Origin of the sequence: Candidatus Rhodoblastus alkanivorans (assembly GCF_022760755.1) — a bacterium.
Taxonomy (GTDB): Bacteria; Pseudomonadota; Alphaproteobacteria; order Rhizobiales; family Beijerinckiaceae; genus Rhodoblastus; species Rhodoblastus alkanivorans.
Genome location: NZ_JAIVFP010000001.1, coordinates 2,852,899 through 2,874,118 on the forward strand (window position 1 = coordinate 2,852,899; position 21,220 = coordinate 2,874,118).

Sequence of the window (21,220 nt, forward strand, 5' to 3'; positions counted from 1 at the left end):
CGTTACGGCCCCTTGCCGAACGTCATGCCGGGCTGCTCGCGCCGCCGGCGCCTTTGCCCCTCAATCTGGAGACCCTGCCATGCAGCCGACACGCAACACTTTATCGGAAAACATCCGCGCTCAATCCGTTGGGCTCCTGAACAAGCATCTGGCGGCGGCGATCGATCTGCAGGCGCAAATGAAACAGGCGCATTGGAACGTGCGCGGGCCGGGTTTCATCGCCATTCACATGCTGTTCGACAAGGTCGCCATTGAGGCCGCCGGCTATGCCGATCTCATCGCCGAGCGCGCCGGCGGGTTGGGCGGGACCGCGCAGGGCACAGTGCAGAATGCGGCGGAACGCACTTTTCTCACGCGCTATCCGTTCGGAATCGCAAATGAAAAGGACCATGTCTTCGCCGTTTCGGGCGCCCTTGCGGCCTTTGGCGAATCGACGCGTGACGCCATCACCGAGGCGGCGACATACGGCGATCCGGAGACAGCCGATCTGTTCACCGGGATTTCGCGCGGCGTCGATCAACAGCTCTGGCTCGTCGAATCCCATATGGCTCCGCAATGAACGAGCGCCTGTCGGCCAGAAGGCCTTTTGAAGTGTCGGTCGAGCGCCTGGGGCGCTGCCACATGGTCACGTTGCAATTCGCGAATTCGCACGAGCGCGAGGCTTCAACGCAAGTCGAGGCGCAAATCGCCGCTTGGGTGAATGAAGGCGGCGCCGGCGGCGAAGTCAGGCGATGAGGGGGCGGAGAAATCCGAACGCCCGACCTTTGCGGGTATCGCCGATCTGGCCGATGAATTCGTGCGGCTCCATGGTTCCTCTCCGCTGACCATCGACGTTCGATTCCGGGCCGCCGGCGTCGGCGTCCCGCGCTTCGATGGGGGCGTTGGGCGGCGTTGATGAAAGCAATGCCGTCGCAACTTCCGATCAAAACTCCCCTGCCGCCGACGCCTGAATACGGCCGCAAATTCAGCGCGCTCGACGGGTTTCGGGCGCCGAAGCGCGTTCGCGGACGACGAAGCATCCGGCTTTCATCAAACGGATTTTGATCGGTTCCTCAGGAACGGCCGGGCCAGTCATAATGCTTGCGGAGATCCGCTTCATAGACTGGATCGATGTCCCCGAGCGGGCTCCACGGCGGACTCGACCTGACCTGATCCCGGCTGACGTTCAGGCGAATTTCTCGTTCCGCCCAGGAGATTTCCTTCACGGCATGGGGTGATATGAGCACATGCTCGCCTGACCACCAGTTTCCAGTATCGACGACCAGGAACCGAATGCCCCAGCCGTCATCGTCGATCAGGAGGTCCCCGACCTTGCCGATCGCGCCGTCGCTGGCGAGGATGTGATAGCCGGCGATGGCGGCGACGCTGCGCAGATGTGGATCGCTGTCGTCGCGACTGATAGCGGGAGTCCCGGCGGCCGGCGGCGACCCGAAAAGCGGCGGCGCGGAAAAGCGCGAGGCGATCGGATTCTCGCTGAAATAGCTGTCGCCGACAATCGGCTCCCAATTGTAATAGTCGTAGAGATGGCGCTCCATCTGGGTCGATACCGGTTCGTGCTCGGAAAGCTCCGGGCTAGCCTCGACCTGCGCCCGGGTCAGGGCGGCCGGCAGTTCCCGACGGTCGTGCTCCGCTTTGCCGAGCGCCGTCGGAAGCAAAAGGACCTTGCGCCCCGTCAGCCAATTTCCGGTGTCGACGACCAGCCAGCGCACCAGCCATGTCCTGTCGTCGAACAGGAAATCGGAAATGCTTCCGATCGCTCCGTCGCTCGCCTCTATGGCGTATCCCTTCAGGGTCGATCCGAGCTTGAGCATTGTTGAGGCCTTGCCTTCTGCATTCTCTATCCGTCGGACGATAAGCGTTGACGCTCATGCGACGACAGACTCGGAAACTACTCAGAGAAAATATCGCTATCGTTTTCAGGTGCTTCGGGGGCATCCTGATAGGAATGGGCGCGCGGAAACGTTCAGATTCCAGGCTCTTCCCGCTCCTCGAAGCCCCGGCAGGATTGATCGAAGGCGGAGAGGACGTCTTCCAGATAATCCGGCAACATGGGAAGCCTCAGCAAATATTTGGCGATGTCGATCTCGCGCCCCTCGCGGGCTTCCTTGAGCGCCGCTCGCGCCAATCGGAAGCCTCGAAATCGCCTCGTCCGACCAAAATTCGCGATCGGCTCGACCCGGAAGCTGAAACCATGGGTCAAACCGCCGATAGGCGATCCGTGCTCGACGCCATCATAAAAAAGCCACTCGCCGGGATGCGACTAGAGACTGGCCGGAGAACGATATTTTTGCACAATTGTCGCTCTAATGCGTTCGCAGTCCAGCCATGGATTTTTTGACCTTTCCGGGCGGAGGCATGCTGAAAGGAAACATAATTCGTATGAGCTGCTGCCGGTTTCGTGGTTCGATAGGCTCGATCATGCGCCACCGTTCCGCCAAAACTTGAATTGCTTCCGAATATGAGCCTCGAAAGGCCGAAAACGAGCATGAAATCCGATCAGAACAGCCTGTTTCGCAACGGTTTCCCCAAGGGCCGCCGCGAGTCCAGCCCGCACGAGCGTTCCTATGAGTCCAATGGTCCGGACGTCAAGATCCGTGGCGGCGCGCAACAGGTGGCGGAAAAATATCTTCAACTGGCGCGCGACGCTTTCACTGGCAATGATCCTGTCGCCGCGGAGAATCTTCTCCAGCACGCCGAACATTATTTCCGGCTGACGGCGGAGGCCCGGTCCGAGCCATCCAGGCTTTCGGACGCCGGCCGGGTCGACTGAGACATCGGCGCCCGCGCGACGTCAAAAAAAGCGGCCCGATGAGGCGGCCTTTTCCTATCAAGCATGACCGGAACCTATTGAATCACATCGAGGATGCGATGGGTCCGCGGATCGACCAGCACGGTCTGATCGTTGACGATGGCGTAGCGATAATCCTGCACGCCATATTCGGAAGGAACCTCATAATAGCTCACCCTGCTATCGGTGTGTTCGGCGCCGATCGAGACCGCGTGACCATAGGCGTAGGAGCGATGGTGTTCGTGAACCGCGTAATCCCTGAAACGGGGCCGCTGGTCCAAGCCGAGCACGCCAGCGACAGCCCCGCTGACGACCCCGGCAGGCATGGGCCGATCGGCTCGGGAAGCACTCACGCCATTTGCAAGAAATATTATGAATGTATAATATAAATTGTATTTCGCGTTCTCCAAAATAAATATTGCGAATTCCTATAAGCAAATACATCAGCCAGACAGAAAATGGCCAAGCGCGGCGAGGGGCCTGATTCCGTCGCAGACGATTTTCGTGATCGCCAGCATCGGCACGGACAGGATCGCGCCGGGAATGCCCCACATCCAGAACCAGAACACGAACGAGAAGATTACGAGCACCGGATTGAGGGTGAATCGTCTCGCCAGAATCAACGGCGTCAATGTCTCGCCTTCTACAATGTGAATCGCCAGATAGAGTCCGGCCGGCGCCAGCGCGCCCCACAGTCCGTCGATGGTCAGCAATCCGGCAAGGAGGAAGGCGAATGTACAGAGGGCGGGGCCGATGATCGGCGCGTAATTCAACAGAAAAGCCAAAGTGCCCCAAAGGATCGGGTCTCCTACCCCCGTAAGTTGCATGACCAGGGCCGTGGCGAAGCCGACGAGAGCGTTCATGACGGTGATGGTCGCCAGATAGGCGGAAATATCGCTTTCAATCTGTTGCGAGATGGCGATTGCCTGGCGCTTGGCGCGGAAACCCGGCAGAATTTCGACCAGCCGCCGCAGGAAGCTGTCGCCCGCCAAAAGCAGGAAATACAGAAACAATATTGTGGTGAACAATGCGTCCGCGAAGCTGCGGGCGCCCGCGAAAAGAAAAGACAACAATCCCGCGCCCACCAGGGGGCCGTTCGCGGCGTTCGGCGCGCCGGTCGAGCCGATATTTTCCACCTGCTGAAGGAAGTTACGCAACGTATTGATCGGGCCTCGAAAAAATCCGAGCCGTTCCTGCAGCCTGGAAACGCCCTCGGGAAGCTTGGCCGCCCAGGCGTTGGCCGGGCCGGCGATCGCTGCGCCCAGGGCGACGACCCCGCCCAACAGGGCCAGGATGATCAGCAGGGACGCGACGGTTCTGGGAACGTGCGCCCGCTCCAGCAGGCGCATCAGGGGTTGCAGCAGGAGTTTCAACGTTATGGCGAAGGCCAGGGGCAGGACGATTTCCCGCGCAACATAGGCAGCCGTCAGCACGGCGAGCGCGAAAAGGCCACCAAGGAAAATCACCTGCGGTTCGGACGGCAACGGCATTTCCGACGGCGGCTCGGCCTCGGCGTTCGTTTCGGTCTCCCGATCCGTGTCAGTCATGCCGAAATCCTGTGCCGCTTTGCGCCGAAGGCAAAGGTTCAGTGGAGGCCGCCAAGGAGCCAGACGACGACGAGGATCACCAGAACCGTGCCGAGAACGCCCCCAAGCCCCGCACCGCCGTAGCGGCCGTGCGCGTAATAGCCTCCGGCTGCGCCGAACAAGACGATCAGGATGATGATGATCAGAAGAGTGCTCATGGGACGCCCTTTCGTCAGGTCCAGCTTCGGCCTCGCCGCTGACACCGTCAAGATCGACACTTTTCCGGTCGTCTTGAATCAATATGCGAGGGGCGCAAAAGATCATTGCGTCGGGAAAATGCTAGCGAAGAGAAGTTCCGCGCGGGAGCGCCGGAAACTACCTATGCGGTACGTGACGATGAGGTCGACGAGACTGCGTCGTCGAGCCGACGGACAGCGTGGGCGTTCATACTGTCGTGCCGAACAAGGCCCCGACGCCCGTCGTAAGCCCCATGGCCAGCGCGCCCCAGAATGTGACGCGCAAGACGCTCGGCCCCATTGGCGCGCCGCCCGATCGCGCCGCCAGGGCGCCGAGAATGGCGAGAAAGACCAGGGACGCGGCGGCGACGAAAAGGATCAGCTCTGCCATGGGCGCCATCGCGGCAATGACGAGCGGCGCCGCCGCCCCGGCGGCGAAAGCTCCGGCCGATGCGAAGGCCGCCTGAATCGGCCGCGCCCTGAGCGTTTCGGAAATGCCGAGCTCGTCGCGCGCATGGGCCCCAAGGGCGTCATGGGCCATGAGCTGCGCGGCGACGGTCTTGGCGAGCGCGGGATCGAGACCGCGCTCGACATAGATGTCGGCAAGCTCACGGTGTTCGCCATCATCGTTCGTCTTGAGTTCGAGACTCTCGCGCGCCAGATCGGCCTTTTCGGCGTCGGCTTGCGAATGAACCGACACATACTCGCCCGCCGCCATCGACATCGACCCGGCGACAAGTCCCGCCACGCCCGCGATCAGGATTGCGCTTCGTGTTCCGTGCGCGGCCGCCACGCCCAACACCAGGCTGGCTGTTGAGAGCAGCCCATCATTGGCGCCCAGGACCGAAGCCCGCAGCCAGCCGATATTTCCCGTCCAATGGCGTTCACCGTGCTGTCCGCGCATTCCTGGTGTTTCCTTGCCGCCGGATGGCGTTCGGGCGCCCGGCGCATGACCTGCCTGAAGGGAGGCTTTGTCGAGCCTCGTTGAAGCTTGCCGCCAGCCTAGTCTCGTCGTCCAGGCTCGCGCAACCGTCTTGATGGCGGTGAAATTGTTTCAGCGGCGGCGCAATTCAAAGTCGCTCCGCAGGAACTGGAACAATTCGCGTCTCTGCCGATCGTCGAGGCTGACATAGAGCGGATCAGCGGCGTCGGCGAGTTCCTTAAGCGAAGCGCCCCTCGCGGTGAGGCTAGCCGCCATTTCGCGCAAGAGCGCGACATCGTTGGGGCGCTGGCTGCGGTCCTGGTCGCCGCGCTCCTGACGACGGGGGCGCTCCGCGCTTTCCAGGCCGGCTTTCAGCTGCGCGATCCCGTCGTCGTGCAATGCGATCCGCAAGGCTGGCCAATTCTTTTCCTGGCCGACGGTCAGATGCAGGCTGGCCTTGAGCTGGGCAACCCTGGCGTCGACGTCATTAGCAATCTGGTTGTCCGCCGGCGCCGTCGTCGGCGCCGCTTGCAAAGGTGAAGTTTTCATCATCGGCTCCGCTTGCGGGGGCGGAGGTTTGTCGCTGGTCTGGGCGTGCAAAGCGTTGAGGCCTGCGGCGCCTGTCAGGGCTAAGCCGGCAAGGCCAGTGATCAGAAATTTTCGCATCTCGTGCTCCCAGGAATTCTTGCGAAAGGCGGAATCGACGCGGGCGCCGTCGCGCGACAATTCACCGTGGCTCGGACGATGGCGTCGACGCTCGGGGACGGCCGCAAGCTTTCCTTTCGCGGAGCGCCTGAGCCCGTGCGAAAAACATCTCATGGCGCAAAGTGCTCCGGCAGCGTCGGAATACACTCAGACCCGGTTGGTTCGGAGACCTCGCTGACGAGGCGCGTTTTGCCTCACACGGCCAGATCGATGTGCCGAGCTGACGGATTCTGATCTCGTCGCACACAAATCATGGGGGGAAAACGCATGGGCGTTGCCGGCGTGAGTATATTCCGATTCTGTCCGGTCGGCTTCCCGGAGCGGTAAATTCGCAAGTCGAACGGGGCGCAAAACAATCCGCCGCACCTGACGAGTTACGCAAGACGTCCCAAGCGGAACCGATGCGCGCTCAAGCGACCGCCACCGCTTCGCCGTCGCGACTTGCTCGCAAGATTTCAACAAACTGGAGCCATCAAAATGGACAAAGATCGCATCGCCGGAGTCGCCAAACAGGCCAAGGGCGCTATCAAGGAAGCCGCCGGCAAAGCCCTCGGCGACGCCAAGCTCGTCGTGGAAGGCGAGCATGACAAGGCTGAAGGCAAGATTCAGAACGCCGTTGGCGGCGCAAAGGACGTGCTGAGGAAAAGCCTGAAGAATTGACGACCGGGACAGAGCGTCGCCACGAAAAAATGTCGCGGCGCGGAAAACGCTCAGAAGGCGAACGATGGACAATGCTCCGCCAAAGTCTCGTTGAAGGCTGTCCCCGCCTTCCAATCGTCAACCCGAACAATTTTCGCGCGGCGGCTTCGAAGCCGTCCAAACCGCCGCCCCAATCGCTCATTGAGGAGTTTTTTCCATGCTCGGCACAATCTTGCTCGTCTTATTGGTGCTGTTTCTGGTTGGCGCGTTGCCGACCTGGTCGCACAGCGCCGATTGGGGTTATTTCCCAAGCGGCGGAATAGGCCTCGTCCTCGTTGTCGTTGTCGTCCTCCTGCTCATGGGCCGGATATAGCCCAGAGCGCTTCGGCGGCTCATCGAAGGCGCTTGCCGCCGACTTCTGCGAACGGAGGCGCGAGAAGCCTTCCGTTTCGCGTCGCCGACCGAATGATCAGGAGGTAAAAATGACCAACAATGTTGCAGGTTCCGTCGCCGAAATCGGGGCCGATCTGGCGGCCCTCCGGCGTGACATCGCGCATTTGGCGGAAACGATGCGCGGGACGGCGGAACATCGAGCCCAGGCCGCCGGGATTCAAGTCTCCGACGCGGTTGAGGACGCCCGGAGCAAGATTTCGAATGCCGCCGGTGACGCCCAGAAAAGTGTCAAAGCGGCGAGCTCCCAGTTCTGGGGCGGCATCGAGCGGAACCCGCTGACGGCCGTGCTGATCGCCCTTGGCGTTGGCATAGTCATCGGCTCGCTGGGCCGCTCGCACGAATAAGCCGCGATGGTCCCGTGAATTGGGGACCGTCGCAGCTGAGCCACATGAGCGGATGCGCTAATTTTCGAGTGTGACGCCAGGCGGGCTGGCGTTGAGCCTGGGCTCCGGGGCAGCCTTCAGCCGCGCTTTTTCGTCGCGCTCCATGACGAGAAGGTCGTGGAGGATCTGAACGGTTGCAGGAAGCGGAACGCGTCGTCCGAAGCGAATGATCTGGGCCATGTCTGGAACTCCCATTACGCCCGAATTCCGGGCGCTTCGGGCGAATTGAAGGGACGGGCGGCGAATGACCGCCGCGCCCCAAAATCATCGTCCCTTGTTCCGGCGAGCCGACAAAAGGGAACTTATTTCTTCACTTCGGCCGGCTTGGCCGCCGGGGCGGCTGCGGGGGTCGCAGGCCGGCCAGGACTGTTCGCGGGCGACGGCGCGGCATGCGGCGCGGCGGGCTTGGCTGGGTCGGACTTCATAGGGCTATTGGTCATGAAAGAAGTCTCACTGTGTTGACGGTTCCAGATTGGCGTACGCCGATCCGGGCTTCACACAAAATAGATGACTGATCGCCCAGTGTTCTTGTGCGTCATTTGGCTTATTCGAAAGCCAGTCAGGAATATTATGCGCTAAAAAAGATCGCAAAAGCCTGCAAAGCGTAATTGGGTACGATTGTTTAAAATACAAGTGACCGATGATATTGGTAACAAAACAAACATGTAAATTACGAAATATCACAATCGCTCTAATAAAATAATTGCAATATTGTTATATAAGTGTTATTAGTAATTTAAATCGGTGCTGTAAGTTATTTTATAACGCCATGCACGGAGGAAATAAAATGACACACACTTTTTTTGTTCTAGCGCTTCTTCTCGGAGTCGCTCTCTCCGGAGCTCCGGCGATGGCCGGGGAACGGCTGAATGAGGGATTGATGGGAGCTGGGGCCGGCGCCATTGTCGGCGGACCCGTTGGCGCGGTCGCGGGTGGCGCGGTTGGCTATGTGGCGGGGCCGTCCATTGCCCGTGGGTTCCATCACCATCACCACTATCATCACCACTATCGCCACTACTGAAACCGTCTATCCACGTTGTGCGGGATTTGCCGTCAAGGGCGGGATTTGGCTTCAGGCTATGCAAAACAGGGCCGCCGACTGGCGGCCCTTTTCGTTGCGCGATTTCCCCCTCCGATCGCGGCAGGATCGCACTCAAGCCAGAGCCGCGACCTCGACTTGCACCGCCATGCCGATAAAGGCGTCGCTGGCGCCAACGAAACTGCCCGCCACCGGCATGGCCTGGCGGATGTCGCGCGCGACCGCGACGGGGATGAGATTAAAGCCGCCGAAGCTGCGGTTGGTCGGATCGAACGTGATCCAGCCCGCGCCCGGCACGTAGATTTCCGCCCAGGCATGCGTCGAGCCGGCGTCGGCTGAACCGTTGGTCCCCGGTTCGGCTCCATGGAGATAGCCGGAGACGATCCGCGCGCCAAAGCCCAGACAGCGGGCGGCCTCGACGAACAGCACCGCGAAATCGCGGCACGAGCCCCAGCCGCGATCGAGCGTCTGGACCGGAGATTGCACGCCTTCGTCTTCGCGGCTCTGATAATTGATCCAGGCCGACACGCCGACGCTGAGGTCCTTCAGCAGCGCCAAAGTGTCAGTCTGCGCGCCGCGCACGAAGGCCCAGGCCCAATCGCGCAGGCGTCCGGTCGGATCGGCATATTGCTGGAACATCAGGGCGCCGAGATCGGTTCGCTCGTCTTCGGCATAATGAAACGGATAGAAAATGGCCGAGGCCGCAACATCGAAGATGGGCCAGGCGACGGCGTCGAGAGTCAGCTGCGTCACGCAGTCGATCGTCAGCGTGTCGGCCACGCCATTGAAATGGGCGGTCGCAATGGAATTGCCGAACACGTCATGCGCGAAAGTCACGGTCGCCTGCGGTTCGATTTTCAACGCGCTCGAAATCAGCCGCAATTCGCGGCTTTCGCGCGGGCGCAGCATCAGGCGGTGCGGTCCGAGGCTCACGGGCTGGCGGTAGCGATACGTCGTCTTGTGGCGGATTTGCAGCATGGTCAAGCTGGGCCCCATCCTTCGCCGAAACACGGAAGCTGCTTCCGATCAAAATCCCTTTGCCAAGGCGCCTTCAAGGGAAGCTGCCTGGAGGATAAGTATACATTGGCCAATCGCGGGTTCTCGGTCATGTGGCAAGACGATTGCTTGACGCCATTCCAGATCGCAGATGATCGTGCCATAACGTTGGTTATGCCGCCACCGTCAGCCCGGCGCCCTTGAAATGTGGCGCCGGCATATTCAGAATCAGGGCGACGGTTTGACAAGCGGTTCGGCGCCGAGCGCGTTGAGCAAGGACTTCGCCGCAAGTTCCGATGACGCCGGATTCTGCCCTGTGATCAGCCGCCCATCGACGACGACGTAGGGCTGCCAGTCGCCGGCCCTGGAATAAATTCCGCCGTTTGCCTGAAGCATATCCTCGACAAGAAAGGGAACGACCGCAGTCAGCCCGACCGCCTGCTCCTCGCTGTTGGTGAAGCCTGTGACCTTCCTGCCTTCCACCACGGATCGCCCCTGCGGCGTTCGCACATGGCGGAGAATACCCGGCGCATGACAAACGGCGGCGACCGGCTTGTCTGCGGCAAGTGCGCCTTCGACGAGCGCGATGGACATCTTGTCCTCCGCGAGATCCCAGAGTGGGCCATGACCGCCGGGATAAAATATTGCGTCGAAACCTTTAGGGGAAACGTCGCTCAATTTGAGCGTGCCCGCCAGAGCGGCTTTTGCGGCGGCATCTGCTCTGAAACGCCGGGTGGCGTCGGTCTGCGCCTCCGGCGCGTCGCTTTTCGGGTCTTCCGGCGGCTGCCCGCCGAGAGGTGAAGCGAGTGTGACTTCGGCGCCCGCATCCACGAACACGTAATAGGGAGCAGCGAACTCCTCCAGCCAGAACCCGGTCTTTTGGCCGGTTCCGCCAAGCTGGTCGTGGGAGGTCAGAACCATCAGAATTTTCATGTCAGCACCTGTGAAGTCGGGGCGGCGTTACTCAAGCCGCCGCGTCAAGAATGAGTGGCGATTCACTTTACGGAATGCGCGACGGAGACTGCTCGTCGGTCAGAATCTCAAAGCGCACGAGATTTGCGACGCCGAAGGCTGTCGATAAGGGGACGTCCGCGGCGTCGCGGCCGCGTCCCATGACGATGCGGCCGATGCGCGGATGGTTGTGTCGCGGATCTATGGTCCACCACCGCCCATCTAGAAAGACCTCGGCCCAGCCGCTGAAATCCATCGGGCTGATGTCGGGCGGCACGCCGATGTCGCCAAGATAGCCTGTGCAATAACGCGCGGGAATGTTCAGGCAGCGGCAAAGCGCGATGGCCAGATGGGCGAAGTCGCGACAAACGCCGACGCCTTCCTGCATCGAGTCGCTGGCGCTACGCGTCGGGCGCGCGTCGGCATAACTGAAGCGGATTTTCGAATGAACAAAGTCGCAGACAGCCTGAACGCGCCTGTAGCCGCCAGCTATTGTTCCAAACGTCGACCATGCGAAATCAGCAAGCTTGTCGCTGTCGCAATAGCGGCTCGAAACCAGAAACAGCAACACATCATCGGGAAGACAGGAGATTGGCGTCAAACCCGTGTCGGGCGGCGTTTCATCCGGCTGGCCGGAATCGTGGATCACGAAGCGGTTGCTGAAGGTGACCAGGCCCGGCGGCGCTTCCAGACGTGTTACGCGATTGCCGAAAAGATCGAGATAGGACCGCATCGGCAGAGGCGGAACGGAATTGATGACATCCGGCGAAACCAGATCCGCTTCTCGCGACGGATGGATGTTGAGCTGAAGCAGCATCGGCGTCTGCGCAGGACATTCAAATGCGATGTCAAATCCCGCCCGGATGAGCATCTAGCAGTCCTCGTGTTTGGGTTGCTCCGCCGTTTCGTCCGAACGGTTCGACGCGTTCGAGCGATGCGCCTCGCCCGAAATTCCATCCCATTGCAAAAGATTCTGATCACCCGTGGTCAAAGGCGCGCTTTCGGGGAGCCGTCGAACATGGACGGAGACCTCCATTCCCGCATCGTCCTCAGGGTCGCCGAAATAGCATCCATGGAGGGGAATGGCCTGATGCGCCTCCCTTGCCACGGCAATGCGAATGAGATCCCGGCTGCCGACGATGCCATTGGTCGGATCGAATTCGACCCAGCCGGCGCCGGGCAGATAGATCTGGCACCATGCATGCGTCGAGCCGCCGCCGAGATGGCGATCGTCGACGTCGCGATCCGGCACATAGATATAGCCCGAGACGAAGCGCGCGGCGAAGCCCATGGCGCGCGCCGCCTCCATCATCAAGGTTGCGAAATCGCGGCACGTGCCGCGCCCCGAGGAAAGCGTCTGCAGCGGGCTGCGCGTTCCCTTCGCGGTGCGGCGCTCATAGGTCAGCCCCTCCTTGATCGCATAGGTCAAGGTCATCAGCAGCCTGCCCGTCTCGATTGGGCGTCCTTGAGGGAATAATCGCTGAACCCAATGATGGAGTTCGCCGGCGGGATCCGGATAGTGCCGCTCGATCAGACGAGCCAGATCCGGAATTTCGTCGGCGTCATAGGCGAACGGGTAATGCCGCGCGCGATCCTCCAGGAGAAATTCCGGCCCCTCGTAGGGGGTGTGCTCGAGCGTCAGATTGTTCTCCACCCGGAGGCTCTGCGTCACGCCGGAGAAATTCGCAATCGCCACGCAATTGTCGAACACGTCGTGAATCCAGCGCAGGTTATGGGGCCGCGGTTCGATATCGAGCGTGGCGTTCAAAAGCCGCTGATCGTTGCTATCGCGTGGGCGGAGCATCATCCGGTGCTCTCCGAGCCGTACCGGCGTGGCGTAGGAATAGGTCGTGACATGCTTGACGGTCAAAATTGTCATGCGTTTTCGGCCGATCGCTGATCCGTTGGATCGCTGCGGAACCAGGGCCTGCCCAAAAGGGAAAGCCGATGGTCGCGCGAGCGCAAAGGGCGGGTCGCCGTCGCATGCCGCCGGGTAAGCGCCGCCGTGCTTGGCCATGACCAGGACAACGGCCGCCGTAGCCTAGGACAACGCCCAAGGGGTGACAATCAGAAGCGTGTACATTTTTGGCCCTCTCGGCGATCTGGAGCCGCTGGGGCGTAGCCGCCGGGCGGTCCGGCGCCATAACATATCGCGCAGATAGAAATCTAAGAGACGGAATCATCGCGCGGCAGCGTCGGAAAACACCTATGGACCTTGCGGCGATAGCCGGGACTGGATCGCGTCGCGAGGCGTTGGTCCGGCGCGCCGCCAGCATCGGAACGAAGATGCGCGCGGACGATGTCTCGACTGGAAGGAGATGAGTAGATTCCGTCGCTGTCGCGACCGCTCACTCATCTCCATTGTGCAAAACTGTTAGCGCTGCAGGCGAGACTGACGATCCCGCTGGCAGCCGGCGATCAGAACGGGGCGACAAAATGTCGGTGCTAGGGAGCGGCCTTATCAGCGTGACATTGTTTGCGGTCGGCTTCGGCTTTTTGATTCCCGTCAGCGGTTGGATCGGCGACCTTGCCGATTTCGGCGGAATTCTTTCGGGAATCGTGTTTATCGGATTGCTCGAAGGCGGATAGCGTTTGGAATGCACGAATTGTGACCCGGTCCAGGCCGAGGCTGTCGGTAACGCAGTGATCAGTATTTTGGCGCGACGTTCGACGTCACGATCGGCGCATCACCATTGCTTCTCGTTTTGATCGACACGTGGAGGAGGACACGATGCGCATGCTTATCGCCCTGTTAGTGATTGCCTATCTTGTCGGCGTTGGCGTCACGCTAGCGCCCACGATTACAGCAAACTGGAACGCCGGCTCCGCATCGCAATTCGTCGAGAAGGTCGTAGCGGAACTGCCGAGAGCGTTATCCTGGCCGGCGGCGGCTTATCGCAGCGTTGCCCAGAAGCCCAGCGCTCCTGAAAAGCCTGGCGGCGCCCAGTAGCCATCCTTACGCGACGTAGACGTTCGCCCCCAGGCTGATCGAGAACGCTTTCCGACACCATGGGACGGCTTATTGCCGCCCCTGCCGGGCTTTCATCGCCGGGCTGGAAAAAACGGCGCCCAAACAGCCGCAACAGCGCCGCGGCGCCTGTGAGTACTTTCCGAGCCTACCGGCGGCTTCGTCGACCGTTACGATGCAGAAATGCCAACAAGCCCCGATAGCCAAGGATTTCGAATTATGGCCAACACCTTCGAACAGCAGATCTCCACAGCAAGCGCCGACGCACTGTCCAAGAGCGCCCAAGCCGCGGACAAGATCATGAAAGAAAGTTCCAACACTCTGACCGAAAGCGGAAAAGGCTCTGCCGCCGCCGTTCAGGACTTGATCAAAACCTATCAGGAATTGGCGGCAAGGAATGTCAAGAACCTGACCGCCGCCATGGAAGCGCTTAGCGCCGTGAAAAGCCCGGCGGAGTTTATGGAATTGCAGCAAAGGCTGATTAAAGAGAGCGTTGAAGCAGCCGTCAATGATAGCCGTCAAATCGCCCAGTTGACGAACGCCGTGTTCACTGCCGCTTTCGAGCCGGTGAAAAAGCAAATGGAAGCGGCGCAGAAGACCACTCGGACATAAGTCAGGATACTTATTCGTCCCCCCGATGTTTTTTTTGAGCCGTGCTTCGTCACCGAGGCGCGGCTTTTCCTTTTGAAAGATAAGGCGTTACACCATTGCACGTCGTCAGACGGGCGTCTTCGGCCGCTGATCGGGAGGTTGCGAGGAAGAAGTCTGCGTCCGGCGGTTGGCCTGATCTTCGGTCGCAGGTTGGATGAGTACATTCCGAACCTGCCTCGGCGGTCGGCGCGTCTGATAATTTTCCATGTGTTGCAGGTCTGCCGAGCCAATTCGGGGGCGCAGCAAGCAAACGGAGTTTACCAATGAAAACCCGGTTGATTTTAACCGCCGGCCTTCTTGGCCTTTCTGTCGTCCTTTCGACGCCCCTCGCCGCACAGGCTCAGGGCGTTATCAGGGGTGGCGAGCGAGGCGCGGCCCAAGGTGGGCGCGCCGCCGGTCCGGTTGGCGCAGCGGTTGGCGGCGTGGTCGGTGGAGTGACCGGTGGCGTCGTCGGCGGCGTCAAAGGCGTGGTGGGCGCTCCTCAGCGCCATCATTATCACCACCACCATCGTCATTACCGCCATCACCACCATAGGTGATAGCAATCCAGCCGGAACGGTGTGCATCAAGCCTATTGTTCTGGCTTTCTTTGACATTGCCTGAGTGGGTCGTTTTCCGGAAATGGGAAGGTCCGCACGGAGCGAGCGCGGTCACGCGTTGAGGCTCTACTATGCCGCCCATATAACGCGAACTCGCCCAGAATCGCCCGCCTGAAGGCTATGGGCGTCGAGAGCGTCGGCAAGCTCGCGCCGCGACAGCGGTAAATCATGGAAAGGGTTCTCGCCGGCCATCCCAGCAAGAACATCGCCGTCGGCCGCAATCATAGCCAGCGCATGGCGGCGCGAGTTCGCCTCGCCCTCGCCGCAAGCCTGGAAGGCGCGCGGGAAAAGCGCGCTCAGCCCCCTCCTTCTGGTCCGCGGGCCGGCGGTCGGCTCTGAGTATTTTCCGAATCTGCCGCACCGCAGCAACCGCGCGCTGTGTGCGTCGCATTCCAAAATCGGCCGAGGGGTCTCGTCGCCGCCGACCGGACGGCGCGCCGATCGAGCTGTGCGGCAGATCCGCTTTTACCGCGACGAATGTCTTCGTATCGGTCTGAAAGGAGCGACATCATGTTTCTCTATGTCATCCCGGCTTTGGTCCTGGTCGCTCTTGTCGTGGCGCTCGCGGCGGTAAAAATTCTACGCGAGTATGAGCGCGCCGTCGTCTTCACCCTGGGGCGTTTCCAAAGGATCAGAGGGCCTGGCCTGGTTTTGCTTCTCCCCTTCTTTCAGGAAATGGTGCGGGTCGATCTACGCATTCAGGTCATCGAGATCCCGAGTCAGGACGTGATCTCGCGCGATAACGTCTCGATGAAAGTAGACGCCGTGCTCTATTTCAATGTCGTCGATCCCGAGCGGGCAATTATCCACGTTCAACACTATCTATCTTCCCGCCACCAACATGCTCGCTCAAACGACGCTGCGGGCCGTCCTCGGTCAGCACGAGCTTGACGCAATGCTCTCGGAACGAAAAAAGCTCAGCGCCGATGTCCAGAGCATTCTCGACGCCCAGACCGAAACCTGGGGCATCAAGGTCAGCAACGTCGAGATCAGAACGGTCGAGCTGACCGACAACATGGTGCGGGCTATCGCCAAACAGGCGGAGGCGGAACGCGACCGTCGCGCCAAGGTCATCCATGCGGAGGCCGAGTTTCAGGCGTCGCAAACTCTCCTCAACGCCGCCCGGATCCTCGGAAGCATCCCGGCCGCGATGCAGTTGCGCTATCTGCAGACGCTGGCGGAAATCGGAGCCGAACGGAATTCGACGGTCGTTTTCCCGATGCCGATCGACATCGTCAAACCGTTCCTCGAGCTGCTTGACAAGGCCGGCAAGCCGCTGGGCGCCAACGCGTGACCGTCCCATCCCCGCATGAGCATTCCCCGGCATGCGCCCGGACGTGGAAAACGCAGACGCCGGGGCGCGAAATCGGATCAGAACAGCCCGCCGACCAAGCGACCCGGACACATCCGTCCCGGGAGATCAAATGACACATCAGCCGACATCAAAGGCCGCTCCTGCCAAAAATCCTTCCGCCGCGGACTCTCGCGCTTTCCCCGCTCTCTTCGCGGCGTCTCCCGGCAATGTCATGAACGCCTGGCCGGCCTACATGATCGATGCGCTCCAGCGCAGCGTTCTGTTCGTTGACCTGCTGCGGCGTCGCGGCAATGAAGAGATCGAGATCACCTCCCGCCCGACCGCGACCGTGCTGCGCTTCGACCACGAAGTCGTCATGACCGGCCGGTCGCTGCCACGTCCGATCAACTATTCGCTGTTGCGCATCTTGCCGACGCTGGGGCGCGCGACCGACCCCCGCAAACGCCCGGTCGTGGTGGTCGATCCGCGCGCTGGCCAGGGACCGGGCATTGGCGGCTTCAAGGCGGAGAGCGAGATCGGCGACGCCCTGGAGGCGGGCCACCCGGTGTATTTCATCGCCTTCAGCGCACTGCCCGAGCCCGGCCAGCAATTCCTCGACGTCGTCGAGGGACAGGTGAAGTTCTTCGAGCGTGTGGTCGATCTCCACCCGGGTGCATCGCGTCCGTTTGCGATCGGCAACTGCCAGGCCGGCTATCAGACGCTGATGGTGGCCAAGCTGCGGCCGGATCTCTTCGGCCCTTGCCTGGTCCCCGGATCCCCTATGTCCCACTGGCAAGGCGTCCATGGCAAGGACCCGATGCGCTATTCCGCCGGCCTGCTTGGCGGAAGCTGGCTCACCGCCCTGACGAGCGAACTTGGCGACGGGAAGTTCGATGGCGCTAACCTCGTCCTGAATTTCGACATGCTGAATCCGGCCTACTGGATCTGGGGCAAGCAGTATGAAACCTACACCCACATCGACACCGGGGCGGAGCGCTATCTCGATTTCGAGAAATGGTGGGGCGACTTCATCGAGCTCAACGGCGACGAGCTGCAGTTCCTGGTCGACAACCTTTTCATCGGCGACAAGCTGACCCGCAACGATCTCAAATCGCACGACGGCACGGTGTTCGACATCCGCAACATCACGTCGCCGATCATCGTGTTCGCCTCGTCGGAAGACAATATCAGTCCGCCGCAGCAGGCGCTGGGCTGGATCCTGGACATCTACCGCGATGTCGACGACATTCGCGCCACAGGCCGGACGATCGTCTACTGCCTGAGCCACAAGGTCGGACATCTCGCTATCTTCGTCTCCACCAAGGTGGGGGCCAAGCAGGACGAGGAATTCGTGCAGATGATGGATGTCATCGACTGCCTCCCGCCCGGCCTGCACGAGATGGTGCTCTCGCCACGGCCGGCTGATGTCCCTGCGGGCGGGTTCGTCACCGGCGACTGGATCGCGCGCTTCGAACAGCGGTCGCTTGACGACATCCGTGCGCTGGGACGCAACAGTCCCGCGGACGACCGCGCCTTTGCCGCCGTAGCCCGGCTGTCGGACCTCAACCTGTCGCTCTATCGCACATTCATGCAGCCCGTGGTCCGCGCGCTGGCCAACCAGCCGACCGCCGACCTTATGCGGACCCTTGACCCGTTGAGGCTCAGCTACACCCTGTTCTCCGACAGAAATCCCTGGATGCGGCCGGTTCAGAAACTGGCTGCCGAGGCAGCGGCGTCGCGCAAGCCCGTCCCGGCGGATAATCCGTTCCTGGCGCTTCAAAACCCGGATATCCGACCAGATCACCGCAGATTTGGACCCCTACCGCGTCATGAGGGACCACCTGTCCGAGAAGATGTTCTTCGCCGTCTATGGCTCACCTTTCATCCAGGCGCTTCTCGGGGTCAACGGGGACAGCGACGCGCGGCCGGTTCTAGGCCCTTTGTCCGAAGATCTGGCGGCGCGCCAGGCCAGGTCGGACGGCTACGAGGCCATGCTGAAGACCGGCGGCTTCGATGAAGCGCTGACGCGGACGGTGCTGCATGTAATGGCGGCGGATCGCGCGACCGACCAGCGCTGTGCGCTCGCGCTCAATGTCGCGCGCCAGCGGCTCATGCATTTATCAATCGCCCAGTTCAAGGTGCTGGTGCGCGACCAGTTCTTCGTGTTGCAGCTCGAACCCGACCGTGCTCTCGAGGCGCTCGCGTCGATCGTGCCCGAAGCGGACGCACGCAGCGAACTCCTCCGACAGGTGAACGCGATCATCGACGCGGGGGGATCGCCCCTCCCGGCCGCGCGCGATCGGCTGACGCGCTTGTCAGACCTGCTCGTCGCGCCGCGCGAGAAGCGCCCGGCTGCTGTTGCGTCCCGCTGAGTCCCCGGCGCTGCGCGGGACCGAGCGCTTGCTTTTCTCGCGGTCGCCCGCGCCAAGGTCAGACGGCCGATCCCTTCGGAGTTGAATGTCATGCGGATCATCGTGAACAAGACCTTTGAAGAGATCGCGCCCGGCGACAGCGCGTCGGTCGAGCGCAGACTCCAGGCGGGCGACGTGCGCGCCTGGGTAGCCGCCGTCGGCGATGTCGACCTGCCGGCCGCGCCGGGCGAGAGCCAGGCGGCGGCCGGCATCGTCACGGCGATCCTGACCGGGCTGGTCGGTTCGTCGCTGCCGGGACCTGGCGCTTGCGTGCGCGCATCCTCGTTACGGATCAAGGGCGCATTGCCGATCGACGCCGTGATGACCGCCCGTCTCGTCGTGCGCGAGAAGCGCACCGATTAGGGGATCGTCGTGCTGGACGGGCTTTGCTCCGATCCGGCCGGCCACGTCATCGCGACTGCGGTCCTGGAAGTGTCGGCGCCGGTGACGCGGCAGCAGCGCGAGGCGCCGGAGCACCGCCTCGAAGGGCTGATCGAGCGCTGCCGGGACCTCAAACCCATGCCGACCGGCGTCGTTCATCCATGCAGCGCCAACGCGCTGGCCGGCGTGGTCGAGAGCGCCGAGGCCGCGTTGATTCTGCCGGTGCTGTTCGGGCCCGAGGCCGAAATCCGCCGCATTGCGGATCAGGCGCATCTGGATATCGCGAAATACTGGATCGTGCCGACAGACGGCCCGGAAGACTCGGCGCTCAAGGCCGCGGCCGCCGCCGGCGCCGGCGAGGTCGCGGCGCTGATGAAGGGCAGCCTTCATACCGAGGTGCTCCTGCATGCGGTCATGCAGAAAGACGCGAAACTCCTTGCCGGCCGGCTCATCAGCCATTGCGTGATGGTCTCGGCGCCGACCGATGCGCGCCGCTTCGTCATCAGCGATGTCGCGCTGAACATCGCGCTCGATACCGACCAGAAGCGGGACATCTGCCAGAACGCCATCGGCTTCGCCCGTGCGCTTGGCGTCGACATGCCGAAAGTCGCCGTGCTCGCCGCGGTGGAGATGGTGAGCACGAAGATGCCGGCCACGCTCGATGGCGCGATCCTGGCCAAGGTGGCGGATCGGGGGCAGATCGTCGGCGGCGTCGTCGACGGTCCGCTCGATCTCGACGCCGCCGTTGACGCCGAAGCCGCCCGGATCAAGCACATCTCGTCACCGGTCGCGGGTCTCGCCGATGTCCTGATCGCGCCGAATATCGAGGCGGGCAACATGGTCTACAAGAACCTCGCCTTCATGGCCGACGCGCAGACGGCCGGCCGGGTCGTCGGCGCGCGGGCGCCGGTGATTTTGACGAGCCGCACCGACACGCCCGCGGCGTGTCGGTTCTCGGCCGCGGCGGCGGTCCTTTATGCCGATGCGATGGCGCGCGATCCGGCGATCCTCTTTCCTCAAACCGCGGAATGATCGGCCATGAGCGACGCCATCGCCGTCTTCAACGCGGGCTCCACCAGCCTGAAGTTCGCCGCCTATGCGCTGGACGCGATCAATTCGCTGCCGCTCCTGTGCCGCGGCGGTATTGACAACATGCAGACCGATCCACATTTCATCGTCCATGACGCCGGCGGCAAGCCGCTGGACGCCCACGCCTGGGGCAAGGACAGCGCGATCGATCATAAGACCGCGATGCAATTCGTCATCACCTGGCTGGAGGCGAACCTCGCAGGCGCGAAGGTGATCGCGGCGGGCCATCGTGTCGTGCTTGGCGGCGCCCGCTTCGAGGCGCCGGTTCTGATCGACGGCGAAGTGCTCGACTACCTCCAATCGCTCACGGCCATGGAGCCATCGCACCAGCCCTTCAACATCCGCGGCGCCCGGGCTTTTGCCGAAGCCTTCCCCGGCCTGCCGCAAGTCGCCTGTTTCGACTCGTCCTTCCATCGCACGATGCCGGAAGTGGCGCAGACCTATGCGCTTCCGAAAGATGTCCGCGATGCGGGCATGCGCCACTGGGGTTACCACGGCATCTCCTACGACTATATCAGCCGGCAGGTTCCGAAGTTGGCGCCGCAAGCCCGCCGGGTGATCGCCGCGCATCTCGGAGGCGGCGCCAGCATGTGCGCCATGCTTGACGGAAAGAGCATCGAAACCTCGATGGGCTTTGGCGCGGTGTCCGGCCTGCCGATGGCGACGCGCTCGGGAGACGTGCCACCGGGCGCGCTCTTCTATCTGCTGCGCAGCGAGCTGTTCGACGCCGCGTCGCTGGAAAAAATGCTGTACGAACGCGCGGGCCTGCTCGGGCTTTCCGGCATCAGCGGCGACATGCATGTCCTGCAGGACAGCGAGGCGCCGGCCGCCATAGCGGCGGTCGACTATTTTGTCCATGCGATGACCAAATACGCCGGCGCCTACACGGCCGTGCTTGGCGGGCTGGACGCATTCGTGTTCACGGCCGGCATCGGTGAGCACTCCGTCCGGGTGCGCGCAGCTCTTTGCCGCAGGCTCGGGTCGCTCGGCGTGACGTTGGACGACAAGGCGAACGCATCCGGCGGACCGCGCGTCTCCACCCCCGACAGCGCCGTGTCCGTCTGGGTCATCCCCACCAACGAGGAACTGATGATCGCGCAGCACACGCTGGCGCTCGTTCGGCCCTCGCCGACCTGATCGAAGGAAGATCCGCCATGACCCCAAATGCAGCCGAGCCCAAGGTTTCCGG

At 62.0% G+C, this 21,220-nt stretch carries 24 protein-coding genes and 4 pseudogenes; 15 read left to right on the forward strand and 13 right to left on the reverse strand.

Features of this window, described 5'->3' with window-relative positions; genetic code table 11:
• Positions 1-79: 79 nt before the first annotated feature.
• Both dps and K2U94_RS13160 read left to right on the forward strand, forming a co-directional pair.
• On the forward strand, positions 80-559 hold the full coding sequence (dps, locus tag K2U94_RS13155; RefSeq protein ID WP_243067644.1) for a DNA starvation/stationary phase protection protein Dps: 480 nt from the start codon (positions 80-82) through the stop codon (positions 557-559).
• Between the two features lie 141 nt (positions 560-700).
• Positions 701-895, forward strand: coding sequence for a hypothetical protein (locus K2U94_RS13160; RefSeq protein WP_243067645.1), 195 nt, complete (start codon positions 701-703; stop codon positions 893-895).
• A gap of 157 nt (positions 896-1,052) precedes the next feature.
• Here K2U94_RS13160 and K2U94_RS13165 read toward each other — a convergent pair whose 3' ends face one another.
• Together K2U94_RS13165 and K2U94_RS13170 are read right to left on the reverse strand one after the other, a co-directional pair.
• Positions 1,053-1,811 (reverse strand): PRC-barrel domain-containing protein, encoded by a 759-nt coding sequence (locus K2U94_RS13165; protein ID WP_243067646.1) that lies wholly within the window; start codon positions 1,809-1,811, stop codon positions 1,053-1,055.
• Between the two features lie 152 nt (positions 1,812-1,963).
• On the reverse strand, positions 1,964-2,125 hold the full coding sequence (locus K2U94_RS13170) for a DUF3775 domain-containing protein (protein ID WP_243067647.1): 162 nt from the start codon (positions 2,123-2,125) through the stop codon (positions 1,964-1,966).
• Positions 2,126-2,485: 360 nt separating this feature from the next.
• Between K2U94_RS13170 and K2U94_RS13175 the strand changes: the two are divergent.
• Positions 2,486-2,734: pseudogene (locus K2U94_RS13175) on the forward strand (DUF4167 domain-containing protein); the annotation flags it as partial.
• A gap of 110 nt (positions 2,735-2,844) precedes the next feature.
• Here the strand turns inward: K2U94_RS13175 and K2U94_RS13180 are convergent.
• From K2U94_RS13180 to K2U94_RS13200, 5 genes are all read right to left on the reverse strand, one after another.
• A complete protein-coding gene (locus tag K2U94_RS13180; RefSeq protein ID WP_243067648.1) occupies positions 2,845-3,114 on the reverse strand; it encodes a DUF1236 domain-containing protein in 270 nt (89 codons plus the stop codon).
• A 117-nt stretch (positions 3,115-3,231) separates the two neighbouring features.
• The gene (locus tag K2U94_RS13185) at positions 3,232-4,335 is read right to left on the reverse strand and encodes an AI-2E family transporter (RefSeq protein ID WP_243067649.1); all 1,104 of its coding nucleotides are present in this window, start codon (positions 4,333-4,335) and stop codon (positions 3,232-3,234) included.
• A 38-nt stretch (positions 4,336-4,373) separates the two neighbouring features.
• Positions 4,374-4,532 carry a DUF3309 family protein gene (locus K2U94_RS13190; RefSeq protein WP_243067650.1) on the reverse strand — a complete coding sequence of 53 codons (159 nt, stop codon included), beginning with the start codon at positions 4,530-4,532 and terminating at the stop codon, positions 4,374-4,376.
• Positions 4,533-4,758: 226 nt separating this feature from the next.
• Positions 4,759-5,454: a VIT1/CCC1 transporter family protein gene (locus tag K2U94_RS13195; RefSeq protein WP_243067651.1), complete on the reverse strand. Its 696-nt coding sequence runs from the start codon at positions 5,452-5,454 to the stop codon at positions 4,759-4,761.
• 150 nt (positions 5,455-5,604) lie between these two features.
• Positions 5,605-6,198 carry a Spy/CpxP family protein refolding chaperone gene (locus K2U94_RS13200; protein ID WP_243067652.1) on the reverse strand — a complete coding sequence of 198 codons (594 nt, stop codon included), beginning with the start codon at positions 6,196-6,198 and terminating at the stop codon, positions 5,605-5,607.
• 456 nt (positions 6,199-6,654) lie between these two features.
• On the opposite strand from K2U94_RS13200, the gene K2U94_RS13205 reads away from it, so the two are divergent.
• The 3 genes from K2U94_RS13205 (at position 6,655) to K2U94_RS13215 (ending at position 7,613) form a co-directional block, all read left to right on the forward strand.
• On the forward strand, positions 6,655-6,837 hold the full coding sequence (locus K2U94_RS13205; protein WP_243067653.1) for a CsbD family protein: 183 nt from the start codon (positions 6,655-6,657) through the stop codon (positions 6,835-6,837).
• Between the two features lie 196 nt (positions 6,838-7,033).
• Entirely contained in the window at positions 7,034-7,189 is a 156-nt protein-coding gene (locus K2U94_RS13210; RefSeq protein WP_243067654.1) for a DUF3309 family protein, read from the forward strand.
• A 109-nt stretch (positions 7,190-7,298) separates the two neighbouring features.
• Positions 7,299-7,613: an ElaB/YgaM/YqjD family protein gene (locus K2U94_RS13215; protein ID WP_243067655.1), complete on the forward strand. Its 315-nt coding sequence runs from the start codon at positions 7,299-7,301 to the stop codon at positions 7,611-7,613.
• A gap of 57 nt (positions 7,614-7,670) precedes the next feature.
• Here the strand turns inward: K2U94_RS13215 and K2U94_RS13220 are convergent, their stop codons facing one another.
• From K2U94_RS13220 to K2U94_RS13240, 5 genes are all read right to left on the reverse strand, one after another.
• The gene (locus tag K2U94_RS13220; protein WP_243067656.1) at positions 7,671-7,832 is read right to left on the reverse strand and encodes a hypothetical protein; all 162 of its coding nucleotides are present in this window, start codon (positions 7,830-7,832) and stop codon (positions 7,671-7,673) included.
• 973 nt (positions 7,833-8,805) lie between these two features.
• Positions 8,806-9,687: a transglutaminase family protein gene (locus tag K2U94_RS13225; protein ID WP_425332522.1), complete on the reverse strand. Its 882-nt coding sequence runs from the start codon at positions 9,685-9,687 to the stop codon at positions 8,806-8,808.
• Positions 9,688-9,915: 228 nt separating this feature from the next.
• The gene (locus tag K2U94_RS13230; RefSeq protein WP_243067657.1) at positions 9,916-10,620 is read right to left on the reverse strand and encodes a type 1 glutamine amidotransferase domain-containing protein; all 705 of its coding nucleotides are present in this window, start codon (positions 10,618-10,620) and stop codon (positions 9,916-9,918) included.
• Positions 10,621-10,687: 67 nt separating this feature from the next.
• Positions 10,688-11,509: a transglutaminase-like domain-containing protein gene (locus tag K2U94_RS13235; RefSeq protein WP_243067658.1), complete on the reverse strand. Its 822-nt coding sequence runs from the start codon at positions 11,507-11,509 to the stop codon at positions 10,688-10,690.
• Entirely contained in the window at positions 11,510-12,517 is a 1,008-nt protein-coding gene (locus K2U94_RS13240; RefSeq protein ID WP_243067659.1) for a transglutaminase family protein, read from the reverse strand.
• Positions 12,518-13,369: 852 nt separating this feature from the next.
• Here K2U94_RS13240 and K2U94_RS13245 point away from each other — a divergent pair.
• Positions 13,370-13,588, forward strand: a complete 219-nt coding sequence (locus K2U94_RS13245; protein WP_243067660.1) for a hypothetical protein — start codon at positions 13,370-13,372, stop codon at positions 13,586-13,588.
• A 237-nt stretch (positions 13,589-13,825) separates the two neighbouring features.
• Positions 13,826-14,218 carry a phasin family protein gene (gene phaP / locus K2U94_RS13250; protein ID WP_243067661.1) on the forward strand — a complete coding sequence of 131 codons (393 nt, stop codon included), beginning with the start codon at positions 13,826-13,828 and terminating at the stop codon, positions 14,216-14,218.
• A gap of 320 nt (positions 14,219-14,538) precedes the next feature.
• Here phaP and K2U94_RS20650 read toward each other — a convergent pair whose 3' ends face one another.
• Complete coding sequence (locus tag K2U94_RS20650; RefSeq protein WP_336606163.1) at positions 14,539-14,790, reverse strand: hypothetical protein; 252 nt, start codon at positions 14,788-14,790, stop codon at positions 14,539-14,541.
• A gap of 576 nt (positions 14,791-15,366) precedes the next feature.
• Here K2U94_RS20650 and K2U94_RS13260 point away from each other — a divergent pair.
• From K2U94_RS13260 to K2U94_RS13285, 7 genes and pseudogenes are all read left to right on the forward strand, one after another.
• Positions 15,367-16,150: pseudogene (locus tag K2U94_RS13260) on the forward strand (slipin family protein).
• Between the two features lie 253 nt (positions 16,151-16,403).
• Positions 16,404-17,903, forward strand: a pseudogene (locus tag K2U94_RS13265) (DUF3141 domain-containing protein); the annotation flags it as partial.
• Between the two features lie 58 nt (positions 17,904-17,961).
• Positions 17,962-18,018 (forward strand): annotated as a pseudogene (locus tag K2U94_RS20800) (hypothetical protein); the annotation flags it as partial.
• A 123-nt stretch (positions 18,019-18,141) separates the two neighbouring features.
• The gene (locus K2U94_RS13270; RefSeq protein ID WP_243067664.1) at positions 18,142-18,522 is read left to right on the forward strand and encodes a hypothetical protein; all 381 of its coding nucleotides are present in this window, start codon (positions 18,142-18,144) and stop codon (positions 18,520-18,522) included.
• A gap of 90 nt (positions 18,523-18,612) precedes the next feature.
• Positions 18,613-18,924: a hypothetical protein gene (locus K2U94_RS13275; protein WP_243067665.1), complete on the forward strand. Its 312-nt coding sequence runs from the start codon at positions 18,613-18,615 to the stop codon at positions 18,922-18,924.
• A gap of 9 nt (positions 18,925-18,933) precedes the next feature.
• Entirely contained in the window at positions 18,934-19,974 is a 1,041-nt protein-coding gene (locus K2U94_RS13280) for a bifunctional enoyl-CoA hydratase/phosphate acetyltransferase (RefSeq protein ID WP_243067666.1), read from the forward strand.
• 6 nt (positions 19,975-19,980) lie between these two features.
• Positions 19,981-21,168 carry an acetate/propionate family kinase gene (locus K2U94_RS13285; protein WP_243067667.1) on the forward strand — a complete coding sequence of 396 codons (1,188 nt, stop codon included), beginning with the start codon at positions 19,981-19,983 and terminating at the stop codon, positions 21,166-21,168.
• Positions 21,169-21,220: the final 52 nt, after the last annotated feature.